Origin of the sequence: Oricola cellulosilytica, from assembly GCF_019966575.1 — a bacterium.
Lineage (GTDB): Bacteria > Pseudomonadota > Alphaproteobacteria > Rhizobiales > Rhizobiaceae > Oricola > Oricola cellulosilytica.
Window position 1 is genome coordinate 232,430 of record NZ_JAINFK010000005.1, and the last position, 26,111, is coordinate 258,540.

General features: G+C 62.3%; 23 protein-coding genes. 9 read left to right on the forward strand and 14 right to left on the reverse strand.

Annotated elements, in window-relative coordinates; genetic code table 11:
* Positions 1-54 precede the first annotated feature (54 nt).
* A complete protein-coding gene (locus LC298_RS13540) occupies positions 55-1,230 on the reverse strand; it encodes a cysteine desulfurase family protein (protein WP_131570591.1) in 1,176 nt (391 codons plus the stop codon).
* Between the two features lie 194 nt (positions 1,231-1,424).
* Between LC298_RS13540 and LC298_RS13545 the strand changes: the two genes are divergently transcribed.
* On the forward strand, positions 1,425-2,099 hold the full coding sequence (locus tag LC298_RS13545; protein ID WP_131570589.1) for an alpha/beta hydrolase: 675 nt from the start codon (positions 1,425-1,427) through the stop codon (positions 2,097-2,099).
* A 6-nt stretch (positions 2,100-2,105) separates the two neighbouring features.
* Here LC298_RS13545 and LC298_RS13550 read toward each other — a convergent pair whose 3' ends face one another.
* The 3 genes from LC298_RS13550 to LC298_RS13560 are packed head-to-tail and all read right to left on the reverse strand — an operon-like array spanning position 2,106 to position 4,855.
* A complete protein-coding gene (locus LC298_RS13550) occupies positions 2,106-3,746 on the reverse strand; it encodes an ArnT family glycosyltransferase (protein WP_131570587.1) in 1,641 nt (546 codons plus the stop codon).
* A gap of 49 nt (positions 3,747-3,795) precedes the next feature.
* Positions 3,796-4,119 (reverse strand): lipid-A-disaccharide synthase N-terminal domain-containing protein, encoded by a 324-nt coding sequence (locus LC298_RS13555; RefSeq protein WP_131570585.1) that lies wholly within the window; start codon positions 4,117-4,119, stop codon positions 3,796-3,798.
* 1 nt (position 4,120) lies between these two features.
* Positions 4,121-4,855 (reverse strand): glycosyltransferase family 2 protein, encoded by a 735-nt coding sequence (locus LC298_RS13560; RefSeq protein ID WP_131570583.1) that lies wholly within the window; start codon positions 4,853-4,855, stop codon positions 4,121-4,123.
* 245 nt (positions 4,856-5,100) lie between these two features.
* On the opposite strand from LC298_RS13560, the gene tyrS reads away from it, so the two are divergent.
* Positions 5,101-6,351 (forward strand): tyrosine--tRNA ligase, encoded by a 1,251-nt coding sequence (tyrS, locus tag LC298_RS13565; protein WP_131570581.1) that lies wholly within the window; start codon positions 5,101-5,103, stop codon positions 6,349-6,351.
* On the opposite strand, the gene LC298_RS13570 is transcribed toward tyrS, so the two are convergent.
* Positions 6,348-9,584, reverse strand: a complete 3,237-nt coding sequence (locus tag LC298_RS13570; RefSeq protein ID WP_158284798.1) for a YhdP family protein — start codon at positions 9,582-9,584, stop codon at positions 6,348-6,350. The genes tyrS and LC298_RS13570 overlap by 4 nt on opposite strands.
* 288 nt (positions 9,585-9,872) lie before the next feature.
* On the opposite strand from LC298_RS13570, the gene LC298_RS13575 reads away from it, so the two are divergent.
* The 3 genes from LC298_RS13575 to LC298_RS13585 all read left to right on the forward strand — a co-directional run bounded on the left by LC298_RS13575 (position 9,873) and on the right by LC298_RS13585 (position 12,538).
* On the forward strand, positions 9,873-10,343 hold the full coding sequence (locus tag LC298_RS13575; protein ID WP_131570577.1) for a peroxiredoxin: 471 nt from the start codon (positions 9,873-9,875) through the stop codon (positions 10,341-10,343).
* Positions 10,340-11,179, forward strand: a complete 840-nt coding sequence (locus LC298_RS13580) for a ferritin-like domain-containing protein (RefSeq protein WP_223385665.1) — start codon at positions 10,340-10,342, stop codon at positions 11,177-11,179. Before LC298_RS13575 ends, LC298_RS13580 begins: the two co-directional genes overlap by 4 nt.
* Before the next feature lie 84 nt (positions 11,180-11,263).
* Complete coding sequence (locus tag LC298_RS13585; protein WP_131570575.1) at positions 11,264-12,538, forward strand: M23 family metallopeptidase; 1,275 nt, start codon at positions 11,264-11,266, stop codon at positions 12,536-12,538.
* Positions 12,539-12,549: 11 nt separating this feature from the next.
* Here LC298_RS13585 and recJ read toward each other — a convergent pair whose 3' ends face one another.
* The 5 genes from recJ to LC298_RS13610 form a co-directional block, all read right to left on the reverse strand.
* The gene (gene recJ, locus LC298_RS13590; RefSeq protein WP_131570573.1) at positions 12,550-14,325 is read right to left on the reverse strand and encodes a single-stranded-DNA-specific exonuclease RecJ; all 1,776 of its coding nucleotides are present in this window, start codon (positions 14,323-14,325) and stop codon (positions 12,550-12,552) included.
* A gap of 39 nt (positions 14,326-14,364) precedes the next feature.
* Positions 14,365-15,351 carry a class II fructose-bisphosphatase gene (gene glpX, locus LC298_RS13595; protein WP_131570571.1) on the reverse strand — a complete coding sequence of 329 codons (987 nt, stop codon included), beginning with the start codon at positions 15,349-15,351 and terminating at the stop codon, positions 14,365-14,367.
* A 138-nt stretch (positions 15,352-15,489) separates the two neighbouring features.
* Positions 15,490-16,806, reverse strand: a complete 1,317-nt coding sequence (locus tag LC298_RS13600; protein ID WP_131570569.1) for a homoserine dehydrogenase — start codon at positions 16,804-16,806, stop codon at positions 15,490-15,492.
* 43 nt (positions 16,807-16,849) lie between these two features.
* Positions 16,850-18,067, reverse strand: coding sequence for an LL-diaminopimelate aminotransferase (locus tag LC298_RS13605; RefSeq protein ID WP_131570566.1), 1,218 nt, complete (start codon positions 18,065-18,067; stop codon positions 16,850-16,852).
* A 76-nt stretch (positions 18,068-18,143) separates the two neighbouring features.
* A complete protein-coding gene (locus LC298_RS13610; RefSeq protein WP_131570564.1) occupies positions 18,144-18,587 on the reverse strand; it encodes a hypothetical protein in 444 nt (147 codons plus the stop codon).
* Positions 18,588-18,745: 158 nt separating this feature from the next.
* Between LC298_RS13610 and LC298_RS13615 the strand changes: the two genes are divergently transcribed.
* The 4 genes from LC298_RS13615 to radC are packed head-to-tail and all read left to right on the forward strand — an operon-like array spanning position 18,746 to position 22,958.
* Positions 18,746-20,578, forward strand: coding sequence for a PHA/PHB synthase family protein (locus LC298_RS13615; RefSeq protein WP_131570562.1), 1,833 nt, complete (start codon positions 18,746-18,748; stop codon positions 20,576-20,578).
* A gap of 19 nt (positions 20,579-20,597) precedes the next feature.
* Positions 20,598-21,302: a DNA/RNA nuclease SfsA gene (sfsA, locus tag LC298_RS13620; protein WP_131570560.1), complete on the forward strand. Its 705-nt coding sequence runs from the start codon at positions 20,598-20,600 to the stop codon at positions 21,300-21,302.
* A gap of 19 nt (positions 21,303-21,321) precedes the next feature.
* Entirely contained in the window at positions 21,322-22,149 is an 828-nt protein-coding gene (gene map / locus LC298_RS13625) for a type I methionyl aminopeptidase (protein ID WP_131570557.1), read from the forward strand.
* A gap of 38 nt (positions 22,150-22,187) precedes the next feature.
* Entirely contained in the window at positions 22,188-22,958 is a 771-nt protein-coding gene (radC, locus tag LC298_RS13630; protein WP_131570555.1) for a RadC family protein, read from the forward strand.
* Positions 22,959-22,970: 12 nt separating this feature from the next.
* On the opposite strand, the gene LC298_RS13635 is transcribed toward radC, so the two are convergent.
* From LC298_RS13635 to LC298_RS13650, 4 genes are all read right to left on the reverse strand, one after another.
* Positions 22,971-23,759 carry an ATP12 family chaperone protein gene (locus LC298_RS13635; protein ID WP_131570553.1) on the reverse strand — a complete coding sequence of 263 codons (789 nt, stop codon included), beginning with the start codon at positions 23,757-23,759 and terminating at the stop codon, positions 22,971-22,973.
* 96 nt (positions 23,760-23,855) lie between these two features.
* The gene (locus LC298_RS13640; RefSeq protein ID WP_131570551.1) at positions 23,856-24,416 is read right to left on the reverse strand and encodes a cytochrome c; all 561 of its coding nucleotides are present in this window, start codon (positions 24,414-24,416) and stop codon (positions 23,856-23,858) included.
* 98 nt (positions 24,417-24,514) lie between these two features.
* A complete protein-coding gene (locus LC298_RS13645; protein ID WP_131570549.1) occupies positions 24,515-24,976 on the reverse strand; it encodes a tetratricopeptide repeat protein in 462 nt (153 codons plus the stop codon).
* Positions 24,977-25,084: 108 nt separating this feature from the next.
* The gene (locus LC298_RS13650; RefSeq protein ID WP_131570547.1) at positions 25,085-26,020 is read right to left on the reverse strand and encodes a type II secretion system F family protein; all 936 of its coding nucleotides are present in this window, start codon (positions 26,018-26,020) and stop codon (positions 25,085-25,087) included.
* Positions 26,021-26,111 lie beyond the last annotated feature (91 nt).

Here is a 26,111-nt window from a genome sequence, read left to right on the forward strand (position 1 = left end):
TTCTAAAGTGAAAAAAGATGAGTTTTTGACATATGTTTTGTGTGGGCCCGTTTCTCAAGCCCTTTCGAGCGTTTTATCCGGCCGCGCTCTTGCGGCAATTTCGCGCAACCTGCCGCTGAATTCGGCTATCTCGGCTGTCGTCGTGCTCGGGCCGATCGAGACCCGGATACCACCTTCTTCGGTATCGCGGCCCATTGCCTTGAGAACATGGCTGCGGCCCACCTTACCGGAAGAACATGCCGATCCTGAGGAGAGCGCAACACCTGCAAGATCGAACGCGATCTGCACCGTCTCCGCCTTCAGGCCCGGAATGGTAAAAAATACCGTATTCGGTAACCGCGGTACATTCTCGCCATGTATGACCGCGTCCGGCGCAATTTCACGAACGGCGGTTTCGATCTCGCCCCGCAATCCGGCCACTTCGGCGAACGCCTCCAGATCGCGCTCCGCAACATCCGCCGCCGCGCCAAACCCGGCGATATTGGCGACCGCTTCCGTTCCGGAGCGATGCCCCCGCTCCTGTCCGCCTCCGGAAATAAGCGGCAACGGCATCATCAGATCCGAGTGAGCGACGAGCGCCCCAGCCCCCTTGGGACCGCCGATCTTGTGCGACGACAAGATTAGAAAATCCCCACAACCATCTGATATATCAATTGGAATACGTCCGATAGCCTGGACGGCGTCGACCACGAGCACGCCGCCATGCGCTTTGACCCTGTGCGCGATCTTGCCGATGGGCTGGACCACTCCCGTCTCGTTATTGGCCCAATGCACAGCGACGAGCGGAAGCCCCGCGCCCTTGTCGTGGCTGGCGAGGGCCGATTCGAGGAATTCACAGTCGAGTATTCCATCCCCACCCACCGGCAGGAATACGACGTCGCCCTCCTCAAACCGGCCTCCGGCTAGTGTGCAGGGGTGATCGGCCGCGCAGACATAGAGCTTCGAGAACGTGAGCGGCGAACGCCCGAAAGAATAGTGCGGTGTCAGCAATGTCGCTGCTGCTTCGGTGGCGCCTGACGTGAAGACCACATGATCCGGTTTCGCTCCGGCCAAGGTAGCCACGCTGCGTCGCGCCTTCTGTATTGCGGCCTTCGCCGCCCGCCCGGCGCGATGCACGGAAGACGGGTTGGCGTCAATCTCCAGAGCCTCCATCATCGCGGCACGCGCTTCAGGCAACAGGGGCGCGGAAGCGTTGTAATCCAGGTAGATAGACGGTCGCGTCGTGGGCATGGCGATGGAAGTTATCAATTTCCTTGAATTCTTTGCACCAAACCCCTTATGACAGCCGCTTGCATCAGTCGATGCACTCAGTTTGGAACAATTCTAATTTTTAATAATGATGCCGCCAGCCACCGTCAAGCAACCCTGCGCCGCGTCCCGCAGGCGCCGGCTGGCGAGGACCGTCATGACATTACGGAGAACACATGCCTGAGGTGATCTTTACCGGCCCCGCCGGACGACTCGAAGGCCGATACCAGCCCTCGACGGAAAAGAATGCGCCCATTGCCATGGTGCTGCATCCGCATCCGCAGTTCGGCGGAACGATGAACAACCAGATCGTCTACAACCTCTTCTACATGTTTCAGAAGCGTGGTTTCACAACGTTGCGGTTCAACTTCCGCAGCATCGGGCGCAGCCAGGGCGAATTCGATCACGGCGCCGGCGAATTGTCGGACGCTGCCGCCGCGCTCGACTGGGTTCAGTCACTTCATCCGGACTCAAAATCGTGCTGGATTGCCGGTTATTCATTCGGCGCATGGATCGGCATGCAACTGCTGATGCGTCGGCCGGAGATCGAGGGCTTCATCTCGATCGCGCCACAGCCCAACACCTACGATTTCTCTTTCCTGGCTCCCTGCCCGTCATCCGGCCTGATCATTCACGGTTCCGAAGATCGCGTGGCGCCCCCGAAGGACGTGCAGGGTCTTGTCGACAAGTTGCATACGCAAAAGGGAATCTTGATCACGCAGAAGACGATCGAAGGGGCCAACCACTTCTTCTCCGATCACAGCGAGACCCTGCTTGCCGAATGCGCCGATTACCTTGACGCCCGCATGCGCGGTGAGCTCGTTCCGGAAAACGTCAAGCGGATCAAGTAGCTGGGCCTACTCAGCGGCCGACCGCACCATCCTGAGTGAAAGTCGCTGTCCCTTCGAATAGTTGACGCCGTCGATCGCGGCTACTTCATCGACGTTGGCCCCTTCAGCCGAGAGCAGCCCGCGCAATTCATTGACATCTTTTGCCGGGACAACCGCGACGGCGCAGGCCGGATCGTCGAGCAAATGCTCGGCCGCACCATTGACGTCCGTCAACACCGTGTCGGTTCCGGCAAGAAAAACCAGGCTCGGTTCGTGAAAACCGACCGACGCAAGCACCGATTGTGGGCACGGGCGGTGTTCTTCGAACGCCGCGGCGATCCGCGGCGCCATCCACATTCTGTCGAATGACGGCAGCACCAAACCGAACATCGACCCATAAGCAACGATAGAAGCGACTGCCACGTATCCCGCACGCCGGATGGTTATACCCGATAGATGCGCGATCGCCAGAAAGCCGGTCCCAACGATGGCAATAGCAGCAACGATGCCGAATGGATTGAACCCGCCGCCTAGATAGATCGGGCCGGCGATGGCCGCGCCGGCAAGTGCGACGGTCACCACGATGTGTCCGACATAGGCGGGATAAAGCAGCCACTTCTGCCAGAGACGAAGTCCGGAAACCGTAATCGGCTGCGATTGCGCCAGGGCCCAGCCGGCAAGCAAAGCTAACGCCGGATAGGCGGGTAGTACGTAGTGCGGCAATTTCGTCGGAATGAGCTCGAAAAAAAACCAGAACGGAACGTACCAACACAGCAGAAACAGCAGTCGCGCATCATCACGCGCCCGGTTTAACGCCACCAGCCCGGCCAGGAGTGCGAATACGCCGAAAGGCCACGTAAACACTCCATATGTCAGAAGATAATAGCCGGGCGGCGCGCCATGCGATTCCGCACCCCCGCCGACCTTGCCGAGCATGTCCTGCCCGACCGACTCGATCCAGAAGGCGCCCCCGCTCTTCCAGGTGATCAGCAACAGCCAGGGCAGGACCATCACCCCCGCCAGCACCACGCCTCGGACAGGTCGCAGATCGCGCAGCCACCGCACATTCCGATCGAACGCAAACAAGGCGGCAATTGTCAGAACGCTCGCCAGCGGCACGATCGGTCCCTTGACGAGAACGCCGGCGCCCTGCGCCAGCCAGAAAACCCAGCTCAGGTGGACAGGCGGCAAGCGTTCCGTTCGCGATGCTACGTAGATCTGTGCCAGGGCACCTTGAGCGGCGATGGTAAGGGCGGCGAGCACCGCGTCGGTCTTGGCGATATGCGCCTCGAACACGAGCCCGAACAGGGCCGCCATGATAGCCCCGGCGGCAAAGCCGGCCGGGCGTCCGAACAACGCCGTTCCGGCCCAGCAGGTCGCAAGGGCCGCGAAGGCCGCGCCGAGGACCGAGACTATCCTGTAGATCCAGAGCGGAGACTCAGCCCCCTGTCCGCCAATGGCCAGGACCGCGGCCTGCATCCAGTAAATGCCGACCGGCTTCTTGTAGCGCGACTCCTCCTGAAAGCGGATGTCGACATAGTCGCCGGTTTCGACCATCTGCTTGGTGGCCTGCACATATCGCGACTCGTCGCGGTCGACCGGCGGAATGCCGGCCTTCCCCGGCAATCCGATCATTAGGCTCAGCAGGAACAGGACCAGGTAGCGCATCGGCACTCGCAGATGGTTGCGATCCGGGTCATCGGCGATCCGGAGTCCTTCAGTCGGCCTCGACCTGCGCCGTCCTGCGCTCACCGGCGATCAACCAGATGTTTCGCATATAGATGAAGAGGCCCATGGCCTGCCCGGCGATGAATACCGGATCCTGGCGGTGGATCGCGTAGGCGAGAAGGAGTGTACCGCCCAGCATCGAGAAGAACCAGAACGCGACCGGCACGACGCTGCGCTTTGCACGCTCCGATGCGATCCACTGAACGACGAACCGCATGGTGAAGCAGATCTGCGCGACGAAGCCGAGAACAACCCAGGCGTTCAGTTGCTCGACGAAGACGGCGTACAGCCAGTCGCTGAGAGCTGTGATCATGCTAACCTTCCGAGACTTCCACGATCTTTGGCATTCTCCTGCGGCGTCGGCCTAGCCACCAGACTCCCGCAAGATCGAGCGCACCTCGTGCGCCGCGATCCAGTATCCCGTAATGTGAAGCCCCGTGACGGCGCTGGCGGTCTACGACATCGCGGTGCACGACATCGAACCCTTCCTGGATCACAAGCGCAGGAAGATAACGGTGTGTGCCATCGAAGAAGGGCAGACGCCGGAAGATATCTGCGCGCACCGCCTTGAGGCCGCATCCGGTGTCGCGCGTGCGATCCTTCAGGACCGAGCCCCGCAGCCAGTTTGCGAAACGTGACGCATATTGTTTCAGCACCGTGTCCTTGCGTTTCAGGCGTTGCCCAGCGGCAATTCCGACCGTTTCACCGCCCTCGATCAACGCATCGACGAGGACTGGAATGAACTGTGGATCGTTCTGTCCGTCGCCGTCGATCGTCGCGATGATTTCACCACGAGCAGCCAACGCGCCGCTGCGCAGCGCAAGGCTCTGCCCGCACGATGTGGCGTGACGAACGTGGCGCACCGCAAAAGGACGCGCTGAGGCCTCCCTGGCAACCGTGCCCGGCGTGTCGTCGGTCGACCCGTCATCGACCACGACGATCTCGAACGAGCGACCCTCCAGCGCGGCCTCGATCTCATCGATCAATTGCGGCAGGTTGAGCGCTTCATCCTTACAGGGAATGACAACGGAAATGAGAGGCAGGTTCATCGACAGAGCTGCGGTTTTCGGGTGCAAGTCATTTGCAGGCACCTTGCAAGGGACGGAACCGTCGCGCGCCTGAACAATCTCGCTGCTACTACGCGACCAGCCTGGGTTAGGCAAGTCGAAACCGGATCGCCGCCCTCTCCCCCGCGCTTGTTCTTGTCGATTACCGGCGAATGATGTTAAAGCCGCGCGGCCCCGCAACCCGGTGGCCTTTTCTGCAGCTTTCCCATCCTGGCCGGCCCGACCCCATGACAGCCTATAAATCCGATTTCCTGAACGTTCTCGAAGAACGCGGCATGATCCATCAGATCTCCGATCCGGAGGGTCTCGACAAGAAATGCGCGGAAGGAACGATCACGGCATATGTCGGCTATGACGCCACGGCGACCAGCCTTCACATCGGCAACCTGATCAGCGTGACGATGCTCTACTGGCTCCAGCAGACCGGCCACCGGCCGATCACCCTGATGGGCGGCGGGACCTCGATGGTCGGTGATCCCTCTTTCCGGGACGATCAGCGCCAGTTGCTGACCCCGGAAAAAATCGAGGAGAACATCGCTGGCATCAAGTCGGTATTCGGGCGCATTCTCGATTACGGCGAAGGCAGGACCGGGGCGATGATGGTCAACAACGCCGAGTGGCTTCTGAAGCTCAATTACGTCGAGTTTCTGCGAGAGGTCGGCCGCCATTTCTCGGTCAATCGTATGCTCACCTTCGATTCCGTAAAACTTCGGCTCGATCGCGAGCAGTCGCTTTCGTTTCTCGAATTCAACTACATGATCATGCAGGGATACGACTTCGTGGAGCTGAACCGGCGCTACGATTGCATCCTGCAGATGGGCGGCTCCGATCAATGGGGCAACATCATCAACGGCCTCGATCTGAGCCACCGCATGGGCCGGCCGCAACTTTTCGCGCTGACGACGCCGCTTTTGACGACCGCGTCAGGCCAGAAGATGGGCAAGACGGCGTCGGGAGCGGTCTGGCTGAACGGCGACCTCTTCTCGCCCTATGATTTCTGGCAATATTTCCGCAACACCGAGGACGACGATGTCGGCCGCTTCCTGAAGATCTTCACCCGCCTGCCGCTGGACGAGATCGCCAGACTGGCCGCTCTCGGCGGTGCCGAGATCAACGAGGCCAAGAAGGTGCTGGCAACCGAAGCGACGGCTATCGTCCATGGGCGCGAGGCTGCGAAGCAGGCAGCCGAAACGGCGCGCGTGACATTCGAGGAGGGCCAGGTGGCCGCCACCTTGCCGACCGTGGAAATACCGGCCGCAAGTCTCGAAGCGGGACTTGGTGTCCTGTCGCTCTTCGTTACCGCCGGGCTGGCGGCCTCGAACGGCGAGATGCGCCGCCACATCAAGGGCGGCGCCGTCAGGGTGAACGATGAGACCGTCACCGACGATCGGCTGACACTCGACAAGTCGGCGCTGGCGGACGGCGTCATCAAGCTGTCGCTCGGCAAGAAGAAGCACGTTCTGGTCAAACCGGTCTAGCGATACTCGAAGATCGAGCGGAAGACCCCGGGAGCTATCACCGAGAGCGGATTGACGGACACTTCCGGTTTCTTGGCGTCGCCCTCCAGCAGATAGGTGACGCCGATCAGCCCCCGATCCCGTCCGTTGCCGAGGAACAGGCCGAGCACCGGTATTTCGGCGAACAGGCTGTTGAGCCCGTAGGCAGGCAGGAACGTGCCGGTGATGCGCATCCGGTTGTCGGCGTCGAACACGGTTCCCTGAAATGTCGAGCCGACGACCGGCCCGCGAACCACCCCGTCGGCGACCTGCAGCGAAGAAGGTCCGATCGACACGCGAGCCGACGCAAGGTCGAACTTTACCTCGCTGGTATCGATATTCCGGTTCACGGCCTCGCTGAGGCTGCGTGAATTGTTCGCCCGCGTTGAGACGATCGAGTTCAGGCGGGGTTCGTTGAAGATCCGGAAGTCCCGCATCGTCATCGCGCCGGCAAGCCCGGACTCGCCCTGCCCCCCGAGCGAAATCTCGAGCACGCCGCCGCGCACCTGGCCGTAAACGTCCAGAAAACGTAAAACTTCGCCCGCATCGAGCGCTTCGCCGCGAACCGTCCTGCCGGAGCCTGCTCCTTCAAGTGCCAGGGAGACGGGAAACCCGCTTGCCGAGAGACCGGAGACGGACAGTGCGACAAGATTGCGGCCGTCGTGGCGCATGGCCAGCTTCAGGTTCCGCATGGTTTCGCCGCCGAAGCCTGTCACGGCCGCCACCGATGCCGTGAGATCGACCGGCGTCCCGCCATCCTGCCCGGAGGGCTGCGAGATCAGTTCGCGGACATGGCGCAGAAGAGCGCGCGCATCGAAAGACGCGCCCCGCACGTCGATGCTGAACCCCCTTCCCTTGCGCTCGATCGAGATCGAGACGTCGTCGGCCTCGTTGAGGCGCACCTTGCCGAATCGGGCCAGTTGCAGACCGGCCGGTGAAATCCGGACATCTCCGTCGGCCGAGAAGGTGTCCCCGTCCAGACTGAAATTTTCGAGGTGCGTATCGTTCCCGTTGCGAACAAGGTCGAATGTCGCCTTGGCGCCTATCCCGCTGCCCTTCATCCAGCCGATCCAGGGAAGCGAGAGCTGCGCTGAGGTCAGATCGGCCGAAATGGCCATGGCCGGGGAACCTTCCACCGAAGCGACCGCAACTGGCGTCGCGCCGCGCACAAGGGCCTCCAGGCCGGGCGCGATCCGCTTGCGCGCGGCGTCGTCGAGATCGAGCACGATGTCGCGGCGCAGCTCGTACTTTCCCTTTTCAAAGGGCTGGATCATGGCGATGTCCGCCGGAACCCCGTCAATTAGCCCTGTGACATCTATGTCCGCGCGCTCACGGTTGATCCTCACCGCTCCCGTCAGCTCGGACAGCATGCGCCCCTCGAAGGGGGTGGCAATCGACGCCTTGGAAACATCCAGGGAAACGTCCCACTGCGGCGGCGGCGCGGTCTCCTTCCGATTGAGCGCGAACTGCATGGTCAGCCGCGCGTCGACCTCGCCGGAAAGGTCCTCCGGCTGATAGGCGTGAAATTGCTGCGCGTTGATGGGTCTGTATGTGATGATCTCGCCGATCGCGTCCGCCGGCCCCGAAACGTTCATATCGAGGTCTGCCATCACCACACCCGAGGCGTCTGCCGGATGGATGACCAGCGTACCGCCATTGGCCTTGGCCTTGCGGCCGCTGGGCAGATACGCTGTTCCGACCGTGAGGGTGATTTCGGTTTGCCCGCCCTTGAATACAACGCTCCCGTCGGCGTCTCTGACGGCGGGGATATCCCCGGCGACATCGAAACGGATACCGCTCACCTGCAACGACAATTCGCTGTCGCCGGTCAGTTCCTTGTCCGCACCGGGAAGACGGCGGCGAAGCGGTTCGGCGATCAGGAATTCGCCCTCGGTGACCCTTCCCCCCGCCAGATTGGCGAGAACCCACCGCCGCGCACCCCTTGCAACAGGCGCCGGCCAGAACTGTTTGACGCCTGCAACGGCGAAATCGCGGATCGAAAGCGCGAACACCGCCGTGGGAACTGCCGGCGCCAGATCGATTGTTCCGGCTCCCTCGACATAGCCTGCCGTGGAGTCGAGTTCGATCCGGTCGAATCGGACAGTCCCTTCGGCGGGCTTCCAACTGCCTTGTGTTCGTGCGGCGAACCGTATTGAGCGAACCGGCGAATCGCGCGGATCGCTGATCCCGCGATTGGTCAGCAGCTCGAATTCGTATCCCGGACCGTCGGGAGCGCGTTCGCGGCGCAAATCCCGGATCGCGCCCGAAAGGAGCACGGACGAACGACCGAGGGTTACGGGCGAGTCGCGGATTCCCAGCACCTGCCGTGACGGTTCCCACACTGCGTTGATCGTTCCGGCCACGGGAACCAGATCTCCGTCATCCAGCTTCAGCGACAGATCGTGGGGAGTGATCGAAAATGTAAGTTCGTCGGGGTCGTCCTCGGGACTTCGATACGCTTCGAGCGTCACATTGAGCGGTATGGGCGCATTGAGTTGGCCGGGCTGATGATCGGCCTCCACCGCCGACAACATGGTGCGCAGACGGCCAGCGGGCAGCGGGACGCCTTCCGCGGTCACCCGCAGCGAAATGGCGCCTGCCTCCGACTTTCGGACCGTCCCCGCCAAGGCAACCGTCCGCTCGTTGGCAACGAATTCCGCCTCGAACTGTCGTTCGAATCGCGATCCCGTCAATTTGCCCGACGAAATCACCAGATCGCCAAAGCGCGGTGCGCCTGGCCGTCTGATCGTGAGATTCTCCAGCTTCAGATCGATGACGGCGCCGTTTAGGGACGTGCGGCTGAAGAGACGGCCTGCCGCGTGCAGCGCATTCGAAAGCTTCCGCTCGATCGACGCGACCGCAGGCCATTCCATCGCTGACGCATCGGCGACCGACAATTCTCCGCCGGATAGGTTCAGGTAATCGAGCCGCGGCTTGCCCTCCAGCAGGCTGGAGAACTTGACCCCCACCGCCGACTTGTCGACGTGAAGCGATGGGGTGCCGGTTGACTTGTCGATCAGAGTGAGATTGTCGAGAGAAACCGCAATCCCGTCAAAGCCGTTCAGCACGACCCGCGTCGCGCCGACCCGGGCTTCGAGATTGGGCGGCAGCACCCGCTCCAGCGCCTCGATGGCCTCGCGCTCGACGACTGCAGCGGGAATGCCCAAAAAAAACAGCGCGCCAAGCATCACCGGCAAAACAACAAGAAAGGCCATCCAGCCGCGGATCCGTCTGCCTCTTCGTCGCTTCGGTCGTGAGAACAGTGGGCTGTGAACCGGGGGAGCGTCTTGCACCAGATTGGACGGGAGCGTTCGAAGCGTGCCTTTACGCGGCGGGCCGATTTTCTCCTGTGGCACGTCGTTCATGACCTGATTAATGAACCCCGTCGCAGGCACTCTGACATCATGGGTTAAACGAACCGTTGATCCGCATGGACTCGATAGTGTTGCACCATTTATCGCTGCCTGTATGCAACGACGCGCGGAATGCAAAGGAAAAGACGCATGACGAAATTGACCGAGGGATCGATAGCGCCCGATTTTTCGCTTCCAGCCGATGGCGGCGCCACGGTGTCTCTTTCAGAGCTGCGCGGCAGAATTGTGGTCCTTTATTTCTATCCCAAAGACGACACCAGCGGCTGCACTACCGAGGCGATTGCCTTCACTAGGCTGATTCCCGAATTCGAAAAGCGAGGCGCAACGGTTATCGGCATGTCGCCCGATACGGCCGCCAGGCACGACAGGTTCAAGGCCAGGCACGATCTCGCCGTGACCCTCGTTGCGGATGAGGAGACCTCCACGCTCGAAGCTTATGGCGTATGGCGAGAAAAAAGCATGTACGGAAGGAAATATATGGGCGTCGAACGCTCTACCTTCCTGATAGGCCGCGACGGTGCGATTTCGAGGATTTGGCGCAAGGTCAAGGTTCCGAACCATGCCGAAGAGGTTCTGGAGGCGGTGAAAGCGCTCGCGTGACGGAGACTGAAACCATCGAACCGCTGCATTCCCTACGCACCGCGGCGGTCCGCGGGCTGGGGGAATCCGATCTCGACCGCAAATGCGCGATCACACGCATCGCGGCGGCCCGTTGGCGTGCTCGTGCACTATCGCTGCGCGCGCCCCTCGATTCGGAACCGCCACTGCGGCCCGGTCGCCCCGAACGGCCCGAGCTTGTCCCTCCGCGCGCCCTGAAAAAACGGTCGCTCGGCAGTCTCGACGGACGTATCGCGCTCATCCACGCGCTCGCTCACATCGAGCTCAACGCGATAGATCTGGCGCTCGACATCGTCGCGCGTTTCGCCGCGCTGCAGATCCCCCTGAGCTTTTTCGACAACTGGATGCAGGTCGCCGACGACGAAGCCCGCCATTTCGGCTTGCTCCGAAACCGGCTCGGTGATCTCGGCGCAGAATATGGCGATCTGCCTGCCCATGACGGGCTCTGGCAAGCGGCGACCGACACGCGCGGTGATCTTGTCGCGCGTCTCGCAATAGTCCCCCTCGTTCTCGAAGCGCGCGGACTCGACGTCACGCCAGGGCTTGCTCGTAGTCTGCGGGAAGCGGGCGATGAGAAAACCGCCGGCATTCTCGACATCATCTATCACGACGAGAAGACCCACGTCGCAGTGGGCGCAAAATGGTTCCGCTTCTTCTGCGCGCGATCCGGCAAGCACGCCGCAGAAAATTTTCGTGCGCTCGTGCAAACGCATTTCCACGGCGAGGTAAAACCGCCGTTCAATGACCGCGCCCGCTCGGCGGCTGGGCTCACACCGCTGTTTTACCGCTCGCTCAGTTCGGCCTCGGTGTCGAGATGAATAAAAACGCCAGCGCGAAAGGGCTTGTTAACCCTAATGAAGTGTACTTCGAACCGTCGTAAATCGTGACAATGGTGGCGAGTTTTGAGTAGCGCAGCGGTCTTTGGAAAGCGTACGGAACCACACACGATCATTATCGCGCGAGGCGATACTCTCCGGCACTTCACGATCCGTCCATGGTTCGTAGCTCTGGCCGGCTCATTTGTTGCTGCGATTGCCGTCGGATATCTTGTCGCGACAGCGTACCTGGTCTTGCGCGACGATGTCCTGAGCGCTGCCGTGGCACGGCAGGCGCGCATGCAGTACGCCTATGAGGACCGGATAGCTGCCCTGCGCTCTCAGGTCGATCGCGTCACCTCCTACCGGCTTCTTGACCAGCAGATCATGGAAACCAAGGTCGCCGAGTTGCTGACCCGGCAGAGCGTTCTCGCGCGCCGGAGCGGCCGCCTCGCGCCGCTGCTCGAAAAGGCCGGACTCAACGGAATCGCGCCCACGAGCGAGCGGTTCGATCCGGCTAAAGTTCCGGTCCCGCAGGTCCGCGGAAAGACTGACCGCGTCACGCGCGTGATGTTCCGGACGCCGGAATCCGTTGGCGCAACCGCCTTCAATGCGGGAGACGCTCCGACAGCCCTTCCGCAGATCGCTACGGCAACGCCGGTGGTGGCCTTGGCGAGACTCGGCACCTCGCTTTCCTATCTCGAGGCGGACCAGATGAACCAGATCAGCACGCTTGCCGAGACTGCGCGCACCACGCGCCAGGAGATTGTCGACGCCGCGGTGAAGGCAGGGTTGGAAGTCGTAGACCCGGCCGCCGGCGAAACCGGAACGGGCGGCCCGTTTATCCCCGCAGGGGGCGCGAATTTCGAGGGTGCGTTCGATCAGGAGATGCAGACGCTCAACCGCGAGCTCGATGCTCTCGACCAGCTCCGCGACGTAATTCAGGCATTTCCCATTGCCAATCCCGCTCCTGGCCGACGCATCTCCAGTGGTTACGGGAATCGGCGCGATCCGCTCATCGGCCGCTCTGCTTTTCACGCCGGTATCGATCTGGCTGCTCCGAGAGGCACGCCGATCCTCGCCGCCGGTTCCGGAACTGTCAGGAAGGCGGGCCGCAGCGGCGGCTACGGCAACCTCGTTGAAATCGAGCATACCAACGGGCTTCGCAGCCGATACGCGCATCTGGATCGGATTGCGGTGAAGGTCGGCCAGATCCTGACCGTCGGCGAAAAGATTGGGGAAGCGGGAAGTACCGGCCGCTCGACTGGACCACACCTGCACTATGAGGTGCGGCAGGGTAAAACGGCGCTCAATCCGATGACTTATATGAAGGCCGGAACCCGCCTGAAGCGCTACTTCTGATTTCCGTTCGATCAGATCGGCTTGGCAGCGTCGAGAATGCGCATTTGCGGCGTCTGCTGTCCGTTCCAGTAGTTCAGCGACAATGTGCCGGCCACGTGTACCGGCGATCCGTTCCCCGCGATCAGGAATTGGCCTAGCTCCGAATCCGCCGCCCGAAAAGCGATTGCCTCGATCAGCGATTCCTCCTGTCCCCGCAAGCGCAGCTTAAGATGCCCGTTGCCGACGACCGCGCTTGAAACCACCCGATGGCTCGGAAGCACGAAAACCGGCTCGGGACTGCCCGAACCGAACGGTCCGGCCTTTTCCATCTCCCCGATCAACGTGGCGGTCGCGCCACGTGCCGAGATCGCTCCGTCGATCGGTTGACTTTCGGTGTCGATCAGCTTGCCGACCTTTGCCGACGCCTTCTCCTCGAAGAAATCGCGCAATTCACCAAGACGTTCGGCGTCTACGGTCAGTCCGGCCGCCATGGCATGCCCACCGCCCTTGACGAGTATGCCAGCCTCAACCGCAGCCCGGACGATCCCGCCAAGATCGAAGCCCGGTATGGATCGCCCCGACCCGGTGCCTTTTCCCGATCCGTCGAGGGCAATCGCGAATGCCGGGCGGCGCGTGTGCTCCTTCAGGCGCGCTGCGATCAGGCCGACGATCCCCGGGTGCCAGTCGCGGCTGGACGTCACAATAATCGATGGTGGAGAATTCGACTGCAGGTCGCGGTCGGCTTCGGCCTTCGCCTCCTCCACCATACCGGCTTCTATCGCCTGACGTTCCTTGTTCAGCCTGTCGAGTTCAGCGGCGATTTCCCCCGCGCGGTCGCGATCGTCTTCGCTCAGCATGCGCGCACCCAGCGCCGCGTCGCCGATACGGCCGCCGGCATTGATCCGGGGCCCGATCAGAAATCCAAGATGAAACGGATTGATAGGCTCACCGATTGACGCCACGCGCGCAAGGGCCGCAAGTCCCGGGTTGTTAAGGTGTCTGGCGGCTATCAGACCCTTCGTGACGAAGGCCCGGTTAAGCCCCGTCAGCGGAACCACGTCGCAGACCGTTGCCAGCGCCACCAGATCGAGCATTGAAAGAAGGTCGGGAACATCCGACCCGCGCCCACGCAACAGCCGCGACACTTCGACAAGCGTCATGAACACCACACCCGCGGCGCAAAGATTGCCAAGTCCGGACAGATCGTCGTCGCGGTTTGGATTGACGACCGCCACCACGTCCGGCAGTTCCCCGCCGACCTGATGGTGATCGAGTACGACGACATCGCATCGCGCATCGTCCACTGCATCGAACACGGCCTTGCTGTTCGTGCCGCAATCGACCGTGACGATCAGGGAGGCCCTGTCCGCGAGTTGCCTGATCGCATCGGCGTTCGGCCCGTAGCCCTCGAAGATCCGGTCCGGAATGTAGATTTCTGCATCCAGGCCGAAGAACCGCAGATATCTTGCCAGCAGCGCGGATGAGGCCGCCCCATCGACATCGTAATCGCCGAAGATCGCCACGGATTCGCCATGCGTGATCGCATCGGCGATCCGCTGCGCAGCCGCTTCGAGCGCTGTCACGCTTCTCGGGTCCGGCATCAGCATTTTCATGGTCGGATCGAGATAGGATAGCGCCTGGTCTGCGCTGACGCCGCGCCCCGCCAGAACCCGCGAAAGCACGTCGGACAGGCCGTGCCGTTGAGCGATATCGACGGCGACCTGCGCCTGCGCGGCGGACATCCGGTCGATCCACCGCCGCTGTTTCGCCGAACGCTCGACGCCGAGGAATGCCTTTCCATTGGTCATCGCAGTGTGCCCGGATGATGCATCAAGGGCGGAGGGCCCCTAAAACTTTTCCATGTCCTGATGCCGCGCCTTGATCTCGCGCACCGTCTTGGAGGACGACCGCATGACGATGGTTTCCGTCTGGATGTAGTTCTTCGTGAACCGAACCCCCGAAAGCATGTTGCCGTCGGTCACGCCCGTCGCGGCGAAAAGCACTTCTCCGCTCGCCATCTCCAGGTGCGAGTAGGTCTTTTCCGGATGTTCCACGCCCATGCGTTCCGCGCGCGCCCGCTTCTCGTCGGTGTCCAGGATAAGCCGCCCCTGCATCTGCCCGCCGACGCAGCGAAGGGCGGAAGCGGCAAGAACGCCTTCCGGAGCGCCGCCGGTGCCCATATAGATGTCGATGCCGGTCTCTTCCGGCGCGGTCGTGTCGATAACGCCCGCTACATCGCCGTCTCCGATAAGCCTGATGGCGGCCCCGGTGCTACGCACCGCCTCGATCAGCGCGCTGTGACGCGGGCGATCCAGGATGCAGGCCGTGATCTCGCTTACCGGCACATTCTTCGCCTTCGCCAATGCGTGGATGTTGTCTTCCGGCGCGGCGTCGATCGCCACCACCCCGTCCGGGTATCCGGGTCCGATTGCGATCTTGTTCATGTAGACGTCGGGAGCGTAGAGAAGGCTGCCCTTCGTCGCGAGGGCGACCACCGCAAGCGAGTTCGGCAGGTTCTTCGCGCAGATCGTCGTGCCTTCCAGCGGGTCGAGCGCGATATCGACCTCGGGTCCCTTTCCGGTGCCCACCTCCTCGCCGATATAGAGCATCGGCGCTTCGTCCCGCTCGCCTTCGCCGATCACCACGGTCCCGCGGATTGCCAGGCGGTTGAGTTCCGCACGCATCGCGTCGACAGCGGCCTGATCGGCGGCCTTCTCGTCGCCCCGTCCTCGCAGCCGCGCCGCCGCGACGGCGGCCCGTTCTGTCACGCGCCCGAGTTCCATCGAAAGTTCACGCGTGAGGCCGGGCGTACCGGCCGGGGAAGACACGTTCATGCGGATGTCCTTAATGGGTTTGCTTCGGCTTTCGTTTAGCCGTTGCGCCCGCCGCGGCGCAACCGCCCGCTGCCCGCCTTGGCGGGCACGTACCCTATCTAATCGATTTTGTCCGGCCGCCTCCGGCCGAGGCGTTCATCAGCCGGCGGGTTCGATGCGGATGACCTGCGGTTTCGAAACCAGGTGCCCGTCTTCCAGCACTGCCTCGATCGCCTTGCGCACATGCGATTCGGTGGTCTCGTGCGTCACCAGAATGACGGTCTTCGGCGCGTCGACCTCGCCATTGACCGTGCCATGCTGCACGATCGATTCCAGCGATATGTCGTTTTCCGCCATATGCGCGGCCAGTGTCGCGAACACACCGATCCGGTCGTGCACCGTCATGCGGATGAAATACCCGCCCGCGTGGCTTGTCATCTCCGCTCGTTCATACGGCCGCAATTCGGTCGCCGCGCGGCCGAAAACGGGAGCGACCTGGCGTCCCGGATGCGACTTGGCGATGTCCGCGATATCGCCGATCACGGCGGAAGCCGTCGCATCGCCCCCGGCGCCAGGTCCGGAGAGCAGCAGCGAGCCGACCGTGTCCGCCTCGATCGCGACCGCATTGGTCACCCGGTCGACCTGGCCGATCATCGAACCGAGCGGCACCATGGTCGGATGCACCCGCTGTTCGATGCCGGTCGCGGTGCGTTGCGCGACGCCGAGGAGCTTGATGCGGTAGCCCAGTTCCCGCGCGGCGTGGATGTCGCCGAGCGAGATATTGCTGATGCCCTCTATGTAGATTTCTTCGCTCGCCACCTTCGTCCCGAACGCAAGGCTGGTGAGGATCGCCAGCTTGTGGGCCGTGTCCTGGCCTTCTATGTCGAATGTCGGGTCGGCCTCGGCATATCCGAGGCGCTGCGCTTCGGCGAGGCAGTCCTCGAAGGACAGCTCGTCGCTTTCCATGCGCGTGAGGATATAGTTCGCCGTGCCGTTGAGGATTCCGTACACGCGGCTCGGCGTGTTCGCCGCCATGGATTCCCGCATCGTCTTGATGACCGGAATGCCGCCGGCGACCGCCGCCTCGTAGTTCAGGATCAGCCCCTTGTCTTCGCTGGTTTCCGCCAGTTCCACGCCATGCCGGGCAAGAAGCGCCTTGTTGGCCGTGACCACGTGGCGTCCCGCTTCGAGCGCCGCCCGGATGCCGTCAAGCGCCGGGCCGTCCTCGCCTCCGATCAGCTCGACGAAAACGTCGATTTCGCCGGAAACCGCCATCTCCGCGGGCGTGTCGAACCATTTGGCACCCGACAGATCCACGCCGCGATCCTTCGACCGGTCGCGCGCCGACACGCCGGAAACCACGATGCCCCGGCCGCATTGCGCTGTCAGGGTCGCGGCCTTGTCGGCAAGAATGCGTGCGACGGACGCGCCCACTGTGCCCAACCCAGCAATACCGATGCGCAGCGGCTCGCTCATAAAACCACCTTCTCAAACCCTGTGTTCCGATGAAGCGCCCGCGCTATCGGCGGGCGTCGAGTGCGATCACGTTGTGCAGATTTCCGCGTGCCGATGCAAGGAAGCGTTTGATATTCCTCGCCGCCTGACGAATGCGATGCTCGTTTTCCACCAGCGCGATGCGCACGTGGTCGTCGCCGTGCTCGCCGAAGCCGATACCGGGCGCGACCGCGACATCGGCCTTCTCGATGAGAAGTTTCGAAAACTCGAGCGATCCGAGCGCGCGGAACTCCTCGGGGACCGGCGCCCAGGCGAACATCGTCGCGTCGGGCGCAGGCACCTTGAAGCCGGCCTGGGAGAAGCTGTCCACCATCACCTGCCTGCGCTTGCGGTAGACCTCGCGCACCTCGGCGATATCGGATCCGTCGCCGTTCAGCGCCGCGGTCGCCGCCACCTGGATCGGGGTGAACGCCCCGTAGTCCAGATAGGACTTCACGCGCGTCAGCGCCGAAATCAGCCGTTCGTTGCCGACCGCGAAACCCATGCGCCAACCGGGCATGGAGAAGGTCTTCGACATCGAGGTGAACTCAACACAGACATCCATTGCGCCCGGCACCTGAAGGACCGAAGGCGGCGCCTCGTCGCCGAAGTAGATTTCCGCATAAGCGAGGTCGGAAAGGACGATGATGTCGTGTTTGCGGGCGAACGCAACGACATCCTTGTAGAAATCCAGCGACGCCACATAGGCCGTCGGGTTCGACGGATAATTCAGGATAATGGCCAGCGGCTTGGGAATGGAGTGCCGGACCGCGCGCTCCAGCGCCGGCAGGAAGGTGTCGTCCGGCGCTGCTGGCATCGAGCGGATAACGCCGCCCGACATGATGAAGCCGAACGCATGGATCGGATAAGTCGGGTCGGGGCAGAGGATCACGTCGCCGGGGGCGGTGATTGCTTGCGCCATGTTGGCGAACCCCTCCTTCGAGCCGAGGGTGGCAATCACCTCCCGTTCGGGGTCGAGCTTCACACCAAAGCGGCGCGCGTAATAGCCCGCCTGGGCGCGGCGCAAACCCGGAATGCCCTTCGATGAAGAGTATCGGTGCGTGCGGGGATCACGCACGGTCTCGCAAAGCTTGTCGACGATCGATTGCGGGGTGGGCAGATCCGGATTTCCCATGCCGAGATCGATAATGTCCCGCCCTTCGGCGCGCGCGCTCGCCTTGAGGCGGTTGACCTGCTCGAAAACGTATGGCGGAAGCCGGCGAACCTTATGGAATTCCTGCATGGCAGTACCTCGAATACTTGAGAGCGCTATACGCTCCTGGATCGCCAAAATCGAGCGATCTCCAACGGACGGCGCGTCACTCTTCTATGGTTCTTATTGTCGCCGTCGAATGGGTCGCACCGAGCCGTCTCAGTTCGGCAAGACGCCTCTGATATTGCGCCGGCGAGATCCGGCCGTTCGCATGCGCCGCGCTCAAGGCGGTCATCTGCGCCACCAGCGCGTCCCGCTGGGCGTCCGTCATCTGGGCGGTTTCACCTTGCGGCATCTCATTGATATTCGGGAATTCACCTGTCGCAGCGACAACACCGGTCCCGGTAAAGACGGAATCCCCTGGCGGGGGCGGAAAGGCGGCGGCCGTTCCGGCAGCGGGTTCGGATGGCGCTGCTGGCGCGGCCGCCTCGCTGAACGCGGTCTTGGGCACGCCCTTGTCGATGGCATTTCCTCCCGCGCAACCGGCTACCGACAGTGCGGCGATCGTCAGCCAGGCCAGGCAAGTGCGGTTGCTTCGAAGTGTCGCCATGAGTGTCTGTCGTCCATACGCGGAGTGCAGCCGGTATCGCCTTTTCAGCCATTCCGGTCAATGAGTTGCGGCTTGCGATATGTCATCAAGGGCCCGTAATATGTCATCATAACGAAAACAGGAAAAACAGGCCGTCTCAGCGGCAGGGCGGAAAAGCAATGGCTGAGAAGCAGGAAAGCAACGGCAGCGGCTCGCAGAAGCAATCGATCGAGGCTTACGTAATCAAGGATCACGAAGCCTTCGCCCGCAATCTCGCGCGCGTGATCGAGGAAGCCGGACATGCTGCGTCAGCATGGATTGCTCCGCGCGAATCGGGTGAAAAGACCGATGCCTATGCCGACAATATGGCCGATGCGGTCAAAACGCTCTCAAAAGTATCGGAATACTGGCTCTCGGACCCGCAGCGGGCGTTGGAGGCGCAGACCCGTCTGTTCTCCTCCTATCTCGAAGTATGGAGCAATTCCATCAAGCGCATGGGCGATCCTGGCGTGTCCGAGGCCGTTGAGACGCCGCACGGGGACAAGCGCTTTGCGGACGAGGATTGGAAGGAGAATGCCTTCTTCAGCTTTCTCAAGCAAACCTATCTGGTAACTTCGAAATGGGTTGCCGATCTGGTCGAGCATGCTGACACGCTGGACGAGCACACTCGGCACAAGGCCGGTTTCTATGTCAAGCAATTGACCAACGCGATCTCGCCCTCGAACTTCATGGTTTCCAATCCGGAGATATTCAAGGAAACTATCGCCACCAACGGCGCCAACCTCGTTACCGGCATGAAGATGCTCGCAGAGGATATCGAGGCCGGCGGCGGTGACCTTAAGGTCCGGCAGGCGGACTATTCGAAGTTTGAGTTGGGCAGGAATATCGCCATCACCCCCGGGAAGGTGATTGCCCGCAGCCCGCTCGCAGAGATCATCCAGTACGAGCCGACGACTGCGAAGGTGCTGAAGCGTCCGCTCCTGATCTGCCCGCCCTGGATCAACAAGTTCTATATCCTCGATCTCAACCCCGACAAATCCTTCATCCGCTGGGCGGTGGCCGAAGGCCATACCGTTTTCGTCATTTCCTGGGCCAACCCCGACGAGCGCCACGCCGAGATGGACTGGAACGATTACATCGACCAAGGACTGAGATTCGGGCTTGACGCAGTGGAGAAGGCGACGGGGGAGAAAAAGGTCAACGCGATCGGCTATTGTGTGGGCGGCACCCTGCTGGCCGCCGCCATGGCCTTGTTCGCGCGTGAGAAGGACAACCGGATCGCGACAGCGACGCTGTTCACGACGCAGGTCGATTTCGTCCATGCGGGCGACCTGAAGGTGTTCGTGGACGACGATCAATTGAAAGCGTTGGAAAAGCAGATGAAGCGCACCGGCTATCTTGAAGGCTCCAGGATGGCGACCGCCTTCAACCTGCTGCGCTCGGGCGATCTGGTCTGGCCCTACGTGATCAACAACTACATGAAGGGCCGTGAGCCCCTGCCCTTCGATCTCCTTTACTGGAATGCGGACTCGACACGCATGTCGGCCGCCAACCACATCTTCTACTTGCGCAACTGCTACCACGAGAACAATCTCGCGAGAGGCAAACTCGTTCTGGATGGAGCGCCGGTCACGCTCAAGGACGTCAAGGTTCCGATCTACAACCTCGCGACAAAGGAAGACCACATCGCGCCGGCACTGTCAGTATTCGAGGGAAGCAAGCTGTTCGGCGGCAAGGTGACCTATGTCATGGGCGGCTCCGGTCACATTGCCGGTGTCATCAATCCGCCGCACCGCCAGAAGTATCAGTTCTGGCACGGCCCCAAGGTCAAGGGAGACCTGTCAGGCTGGATCGAGAAGGCTGATGTAACCGAAGGATCGTGGTGGCCCCACTGGCAAGCCTGGATCGAGGCACAAGACAGCGAACGGGTGAACGCCCGCACGAAACTCGGGAGCAAGAAACTGAAACCGCTCGAGGACGCCCCCGGAAGTTACGTCAAGATTCGCGTCTGATCCCCCACGGAAAATTCATTTGCAATTTGCCCCGCCCCTCGTGTCTGGCCGCCTGGTCCGGCGCTACAAGCGTTTCCTTGCCGACGTGGTTCTGGATGACGACGGTTCGGAGATTACGTGCGCGGTTCCGAACACCGGTTCCATGCTGGGCCTTACCGCGCCGGGTTCCCCGGTATGGCTCTCGACCTCGAACAATCCGAAGCGCAAATATCGGCATACGCTTGAAATCGTGCAGGCCGAAGGGACAATGGTCGGCGTCAATACGGGGTTGCCGAACCGCCTCGCTGAAGAAGCTATCCGGGCGGGACTTTCTTCCGACCTCCACCAATACGCCTCACTGAAGCGCGAGCAGCGTTACGGCACAAATTCGAGGATCGACATTCTTCTCGAGGATCCCGTCCGCGGCCGCGCGTATGTCGAGGTCAAGAACGTGCACTTCGTCCGCGGGCAGCGCCTCGCCGAGTTTCCCGACAGCGTTACGGCGCGCGGGGCCAGGCACCTCGATGAACTTTCGTCGATGGTCCGGGAAGGCCATCGCGCCATGATGATCTATGTGGTGCAACGTTCCGACTGCGACCACCTTCGTCTGTGCCGCGACTTGGACGCAGTCTATTGTTCCGCTTTCGATCGCGCATCGGAAGCCGGGGTTGAAGCAATGGCCATTCAGTGCCAAATCACGGAGACGGAAATAACCCCCTTCAGGACGATACCGATCGTCGACTAGATGCCGCCCGGAGTGATCGATGGTAACCTATCTCGAAGCCGAACTTGCGCCGGTCAAGAACACCGGGCAGATTCGGCTCTATGGCGAGGAGGCGTTCGGGGGCATGCGCCGCGCGTCACGGCTCACAGCAATGGCGCTCGACGAACTGGCCGGCATGGTCAAGCCGGGCATGACGACCGGCGCGATCGACACCTTTCTCTTCGAATACGGAATGGATCATGGCGCGGTTCCCGCGACCCTCAACTATCGCGGTTACACCCACTCCTGCTGCACGTCTATCAATCATGTCGTCTGCCACGGAATTCCGAACGACAAGCCGTTGCGCGAAGGCGAGATCGTCAACATCGACGTGACCTACGTCCTCGACGGCTGGCATGGCGATGCGTCGCGCATGTATCCGGTCGGTGAGATCAAGCGCGCCGCCCAGCGCCTGCTTGAAGTGACGCATGAATGCCTGATGCTGGGGATCGCGGCAGTGAAGCCGGGAGCGCGCATGGGCGCGATTGGCGAAGCGATTCAGAAACACGCCGAGGAGCAGCGCTGTTCGGTGGTCCGCGACTTTTGCGGCCATGGCATCGGCCAGTTGTTCCACGACGCGCCCAATGTCCTGCATTATGGCCGTGCCGACGAAGGCATCGAGATCCGCAAGGGCATGATCTTCACGATCGAGCCGATGATCAATCTCGGGCGCCCGCACGTGAAGGTGCTGGCGGATGGCTGGACCGCCGTCACGCGCGACCGCAGCCTCTCCGCTCAATACGAGCACACCGTGGGTGTCACTGCCGATGGCTGCGAGATTTTCACCCTCTCTCCCAAAGGTCTCGACCGTCCAGGCCTCCCGGGCTAGTCTCGCTCGGCGGCATCGGGCCGCATTGGGGCGAGACCATGCCTGACGAGGGTGACCAGCATGATGAGCGGCTGATTTTCGCGTCGCCGGCGGCGACAGTCTCCGAGCCTTCCCTTCCCGCAAATCATGCTCAGCCCCCCTCGCCGCATGCCGGCCACCGCCAGCGGTTGCGCGCGCGCTTTCTCGACGCAGGGCCCGCAGCCCTCGCCGACTACGAACTGCTCGAACTGGCGTTGTTCCGGACGATCCCGCGCAGGGATACCAAACCCATCGCCAAGGCGCTGATCGCACGCTTCGGCTCATTTGCCGCCGTACTCGGCGCGGATTCTGAACGCCTCAAGGAGGTGGACGGGGTCAAGGACGCCGTTGCCGCCGACCTCAAGATCATCGCCGCGGCCGGGCGTCGCATGCTCAAGGGCGAGATTGCCGAACGAGAGGTTCTCGGCTCGTGGTCGGCAGTGATCGGCTATTGTACCGCGTCGATGGCCCATGAGCCGCGCGAGCAGTTCCGCATCCTGTTCCTCGACAAGAAGAACGCGCTCATCGCCGATGAGGTCCAGCAGACTGGAACTGTCGACCACACGCCGGTCTATCCGCGCGAGGTGATGCGTCGCGCGCTCGAACTGTCGGCCACGGCGCTGATCCTTGTCCACAACCACCCGTCCGGCGACCCCACGCCGTCGCGCGCCGACATCGAGATGACGAAGAAGATCATCGACATCGGCAAGACGCTCGACATCGCCGTCCACGATCATGTCATCATCGGCAAGTCGGGACACGTCAGCCTGAAGGGACTCGGGCTCGTCTAGAGCCTTTCCTCTTTAGACGGAAAGCGCCTTCACCAGCCGGTCGGCGGCATCCATCTCGCGCCAGCGGGCCTCGCGCCGTGCTGCCGCTTCCGCGTCATCGCCCCAATTGGAAATGTTCCAGTCCTCGTCGACATGGGCCGCCGTCCAGGCATCCCCGGCGGAAATCGCACCCTTCCAGACGGCCAGCGCCAGAAGGGCCGAGCCGGTGAGCGTCGTCATCGAATGCAGCGCCGCCATCACCACCGGCTCCTCGACGGTGTTCAGGTGAACGCCCATCGCTGCGATCGAGGCGCGCGGTTGCGCCTGGTGCACGATGCCCTCGACCATCACGAAACGCGCCCCGGCGAGGCCCTCCGCCCATTCCACCAGCGGGTCCCACAGCGCACGCTGCCGCGCGACGAGGCCCTCGGGCCTTTCCGCCCGGTAGAACAGCATGTCGGTGCCGCAATATCTGAGAATATCCTCCAGCACCGCCTGCATGTCGGTGGCGACGCCGTCGATCGCCGTATTGGTAAGCCGGTAGCAGGGCATCGCCGCCGGGTCGATGAATTCGCCCTGTGCGTTGAACTCGCCGGCGATGAGATCGGCGGCGGCCGGTGTGCTGAATGCCAGGGCGTTCTGACCCGGCGTCCTGACGGCGCGCCCGTCGAGCAGGACATGATGCATCCCGTCGCGCTCGCCGACCGATGCCGCCTTGTAGAAGCGCTTCGGCAAGGTCCGGCGCATGTTTTCCTGCGCATCGCGCACAGGATCGCGCGGCGACGCGTTGTCATTGTCGGGATTGCTGAGAATATCGCGCAAGGAGAGGAGTTCCGGCCGTTTCGTTGCGGCCGGATACACCACTTCAACTTGGCGATTGCAAGGCGTCAGCGGCCGGCGGGACCACCTGACCGGGCCTCACTCCTGTTTCTGCCGGTATTTCGAGTGGCAGCTCGTGCAGGTGTCCAGCACAAGGTGAAAGACATGCTCGGCCGGCAAGTCCGCCGGATCTTCGTCAGCTTTCTTCATCCGCGCCCCGAGAAGACTGCCGCCCAACATCGGCTGGTTGCTCATCCTCATTTCATCGCTGAGAACGTTTGGCGCTGCATCGGCAGCGGCGGAAAGCGCCGTCGCCAGTTCCTCCAGCCGGTCGGCGATCCTGTCGAATGCCTCGCGATCGGTGGCGATGTCCGCCTTTGCCGCGGACGGCGGGCCGAGAGCGTCCTCGGGAAACTGCGCCTTCATGGCCGCGCCGGAATGGACGCGCACCGTTTCCGCTGCTTCCTTCAGCGCCGTTCCGGAGTAAGGGCGGGTCCCCTCGAACATGCCGGCGGCCGCCTTGGCGGCTGCGGCCATCGCCTTCATGGCTTCCTGCCGTTCTTTCACGATCGCGTCGCCGGCGGCCTGCGCACCGGCGACCGCCGCCAGAACGCCTATCGTCCCGGCGAATGCCGGCCATCGCCATGAACCTTTGCCCATCACCGGAATCCCGATTGCCCGTTGCGGCGCACGGTCGGCTGAATCACCTCCATTCCGGCGCCGTTCGCCGGATAATGCAGATCGATGGCGGGATTGCGTCAGCCTGCGGCGGCGAGTTGCCAGTTGCCCTCGATGATGGTGCTGGACGGCGCCAGCGACTTCGCCTCGCTCAGCACCCGCCGCGCCTTAACCAGATCGCCGCGCAGAAGGTAGGAATACCCCTGATTGTTGAGGATCGAGGCGCGCCGCCCTTCCAGCTTGATCAATTGAGCGTAGGCGCGGTCGGAAAGGTCGAAACGCCCGAGCTGGTCATAGGAGGCGGCGAGACCGAGCCAGGCCGTGCCGTCCTTCGGCGTCGCCTCCACCGCCTTGCGGTAGCTCTTCTCGGCGAGACCGTAGCTGCCCTGGGCGAAGTGCTTTTCCGCGAGCGCGAGCTGCTCGTCGCTTCTGTCTGCCTGAAACGACGCCGTCATCGCGGTGTCGATGTTCGCCGTCTGGCAACCGGAAATTGCTGTCGCCAGAATGGCGGCCGCAACAAGTCTTTTTGCGTTTCTTGCCATGTTGAGCACCCCCGCCCCGTCCGGTCTGTCCGGATCTTTCGGCGAGCATACTCCCGGGGTGTAAAGATCGCGTCGGCAAACGCGGTTAAGAATGCCCGAAGGAACCGGTTACATGTTGAACCGAACGATGATCGGGATGATCGCGATCATCACGACCACCGGCAGAATGCAGACCGTAACCGGGATCGACATCTTCGCAGGCAGCGCGTGGGCCTTTTCCTCGGCCGCCGACATGCGCTTGTGACGCATCTCCTCACTGAACACCTTCAGGGCGGTGGAAAGGCTCGTTCCCAGTTCTTTCGACTGCTGCAGCAGCGTCGCGAAGGCCCGCACCTCCTCGACGCCCAGCCGCTCGGCCAGCGCCTTCAGGGTCTCGTTGATGCTGCGGCCGGCGCGCAATTCGAGCGACACCAGCACCAGATTCTGGCTGAGCGCGGGATAGGTCATCGCGATTTCGCGCGAAACGCGCTCGATCGATGCCTCGAGGCTCATCCCGGCATCCGCGCACACGATCATTAGGTCCATGAAGTCCGGGAAGCCGTTTCTGTATTCCAGCATCCTTTTGTTGACCTGCTGTTTCAGCATGAACGCGGGAAGAAAGTAACCGGCGAGCGACAGGCCACCCAGCGCCAGGATGCCGCGTTGCGAAAACGGCGTGATATTGATGAAGAAGATCAAACCGAGGGCCAGCGCCACACCGCCGCCCATCGACATGAAGCGGACCAGGAAGAACCTGCCGAGCGCGTCGGGATCGAGATGTCCGGCCCGCATGAGCGTCTGGCGCAGCCGCACGACGTTCTCCGGATCCGCGGAAGCATAGAATGCGGCCGCCCTTTTTGCCGCCTTTTCGGCAAGTTCAGCCTCGACGGCCTTCTTTTCCTCGACCTTCGCCACAACCTCGTCGGGATCGTCCAGCCGCACTTGCAGCCGGCTGATCACGCGTTCGCGCCGGGTCTGCTCCTGCCGGTAAGCCAGGAACAGCGCAAGGGCGCCTAGGGCGACGACAACTGCGCCTGCGGGAAGAATGAGGAGTGAATAGTCCATCGGGCCGGTCCGCTAGAGCTGTTCATTCTCGAGTGGAATCGTCTGAACACCGGTATTTCGCGGTCCGGCAAGCAGAGTGAGGCGACGCGGT

Coding starts and splice junctions, on each gene's coding strand:
- LC298_RS13540 (WP_131570591.1), bottom strand. CDS start 1,230: ATGCCCACGACGCGACCGTCTATCTACCTGGATTACAACGCTTCCGCG.
- LC298_RS13545 (WP_131570589.1), top strand. CDS start 1,425: ATGCCTGAGGTGATCTTTACCGGCCCCGCCGGACGACTCGAAGGCCGA.
- LC298_RS13550 (WP_131570587.1), bottom strand. CDS start 3,746: ATGCGCTACCTGGTCCTGTTCCTGCTGAGCCTAATGATCGGATTGCCG.
- LC298_RS13555 (WP_131570585.1), bottom strand. CDS start 4,119: ATGATCACAGCTCTCAGCGACTGGCTGTACGCCGTCTTCGTCGAGCAA.
- LC298_RS13560 (WP_131570583.1), bottom strand. CDS start 4,855: ATGAACCTGCCTCTCATTTCCGTTGTCATTCCCTGTAAGGATGAAGCG.
- tyrS (WP_131570581.1), top strand. CDS start 5,101: ATGACAGCCTATAAATCCGATTTCCTGAACGTTCTCGAAGAACGCGGC.
- LC298_RS13570 (WP_158284798.1), bottom strand. CDS start 9,584: ATGGCCTTTCTTGTTGTTTTGCCGGTGATGCTTGGCGCGCTGTTTTTT.
- LC298_RS13575 (WP_131570577.1), top strand. CDS start 9,873: ATGACGAAATTGACCGAGGGATCGATAGCGCCCGATTTTTCGCTTCCA.
- recJ (WP_131570573.1), bottom strand. CDS start 14,325: ATGACCAATGGAAAGGCATTCCTCGGCGTCGAGCGTTCGGCGAAACAG.
- glpX (WP_131570571.1), bottom strand. CDS start 15,351: ATGAACGTGTCTTCCCCGGCCGGTACGCCCGGCCTCACGCGTGAACTT.
- LC298_RS13600 (WP_131570569.1), bottom strand. CDS start 16,806: ATGAGCGAGCCGCTGCGCATCGGTATTGCTGGGTTGGGCACAGTGGGC.
- LC298_RS13605 (WP_131570566.1), bottom strand. CDS start 18,067: ATGCAGGAATTCCATAAGGTTCGCCGGCTTCCGCCATACGTTTTCGAG.
- LC298_RS13610 (WP_131570564.1), bottom strand. CDS start 18,587: ATGGCGACACTTCGAAGCAACCGCACTTGCCTGGCCTGGCTGACGATC.
- LC298_RS13615 (WP_131570562.1), top strand. CDS start 18,746: ATGGCTGAGAAGCAGGAAAGCAACGGCAGCGGCTCGCAGAAGCAATCG.
- map (WP_131570557.1), top strand. CDS start 21,322: ATGGTAACCTATCTCGAAGCCGAACTTGCGCCGGTCAAGAACACCGGG.
- radC (WP_131570555.1), top strand. CDS start 22,188: ATGCCTGACGAGGGTGACCAGCATGATGAGCGGCTGATTTTCGCGTCG.
- LC298_RS13640 (WP_131570551.1), bottom strand. CDS start 24,416: ATGGGCAAAGGTTCATGGCGATGGCCGGCATTCGCCGGGACGATAGGC.
- LC298_RS13645 (WP_131570549.1), bottom strand. CDS start 24,976: ATGGCAAGAAACGCAAAAAGACTTGTTGCGGCCGCCATTCTGGCGACA.
- LC298_RS13650 (WP_131570547.1), bottom strand. CDS start 26,020: ATGGACTATTCACTCCTCATTCTTCCCGCAGGCGCAGTTGTCGTCGCC.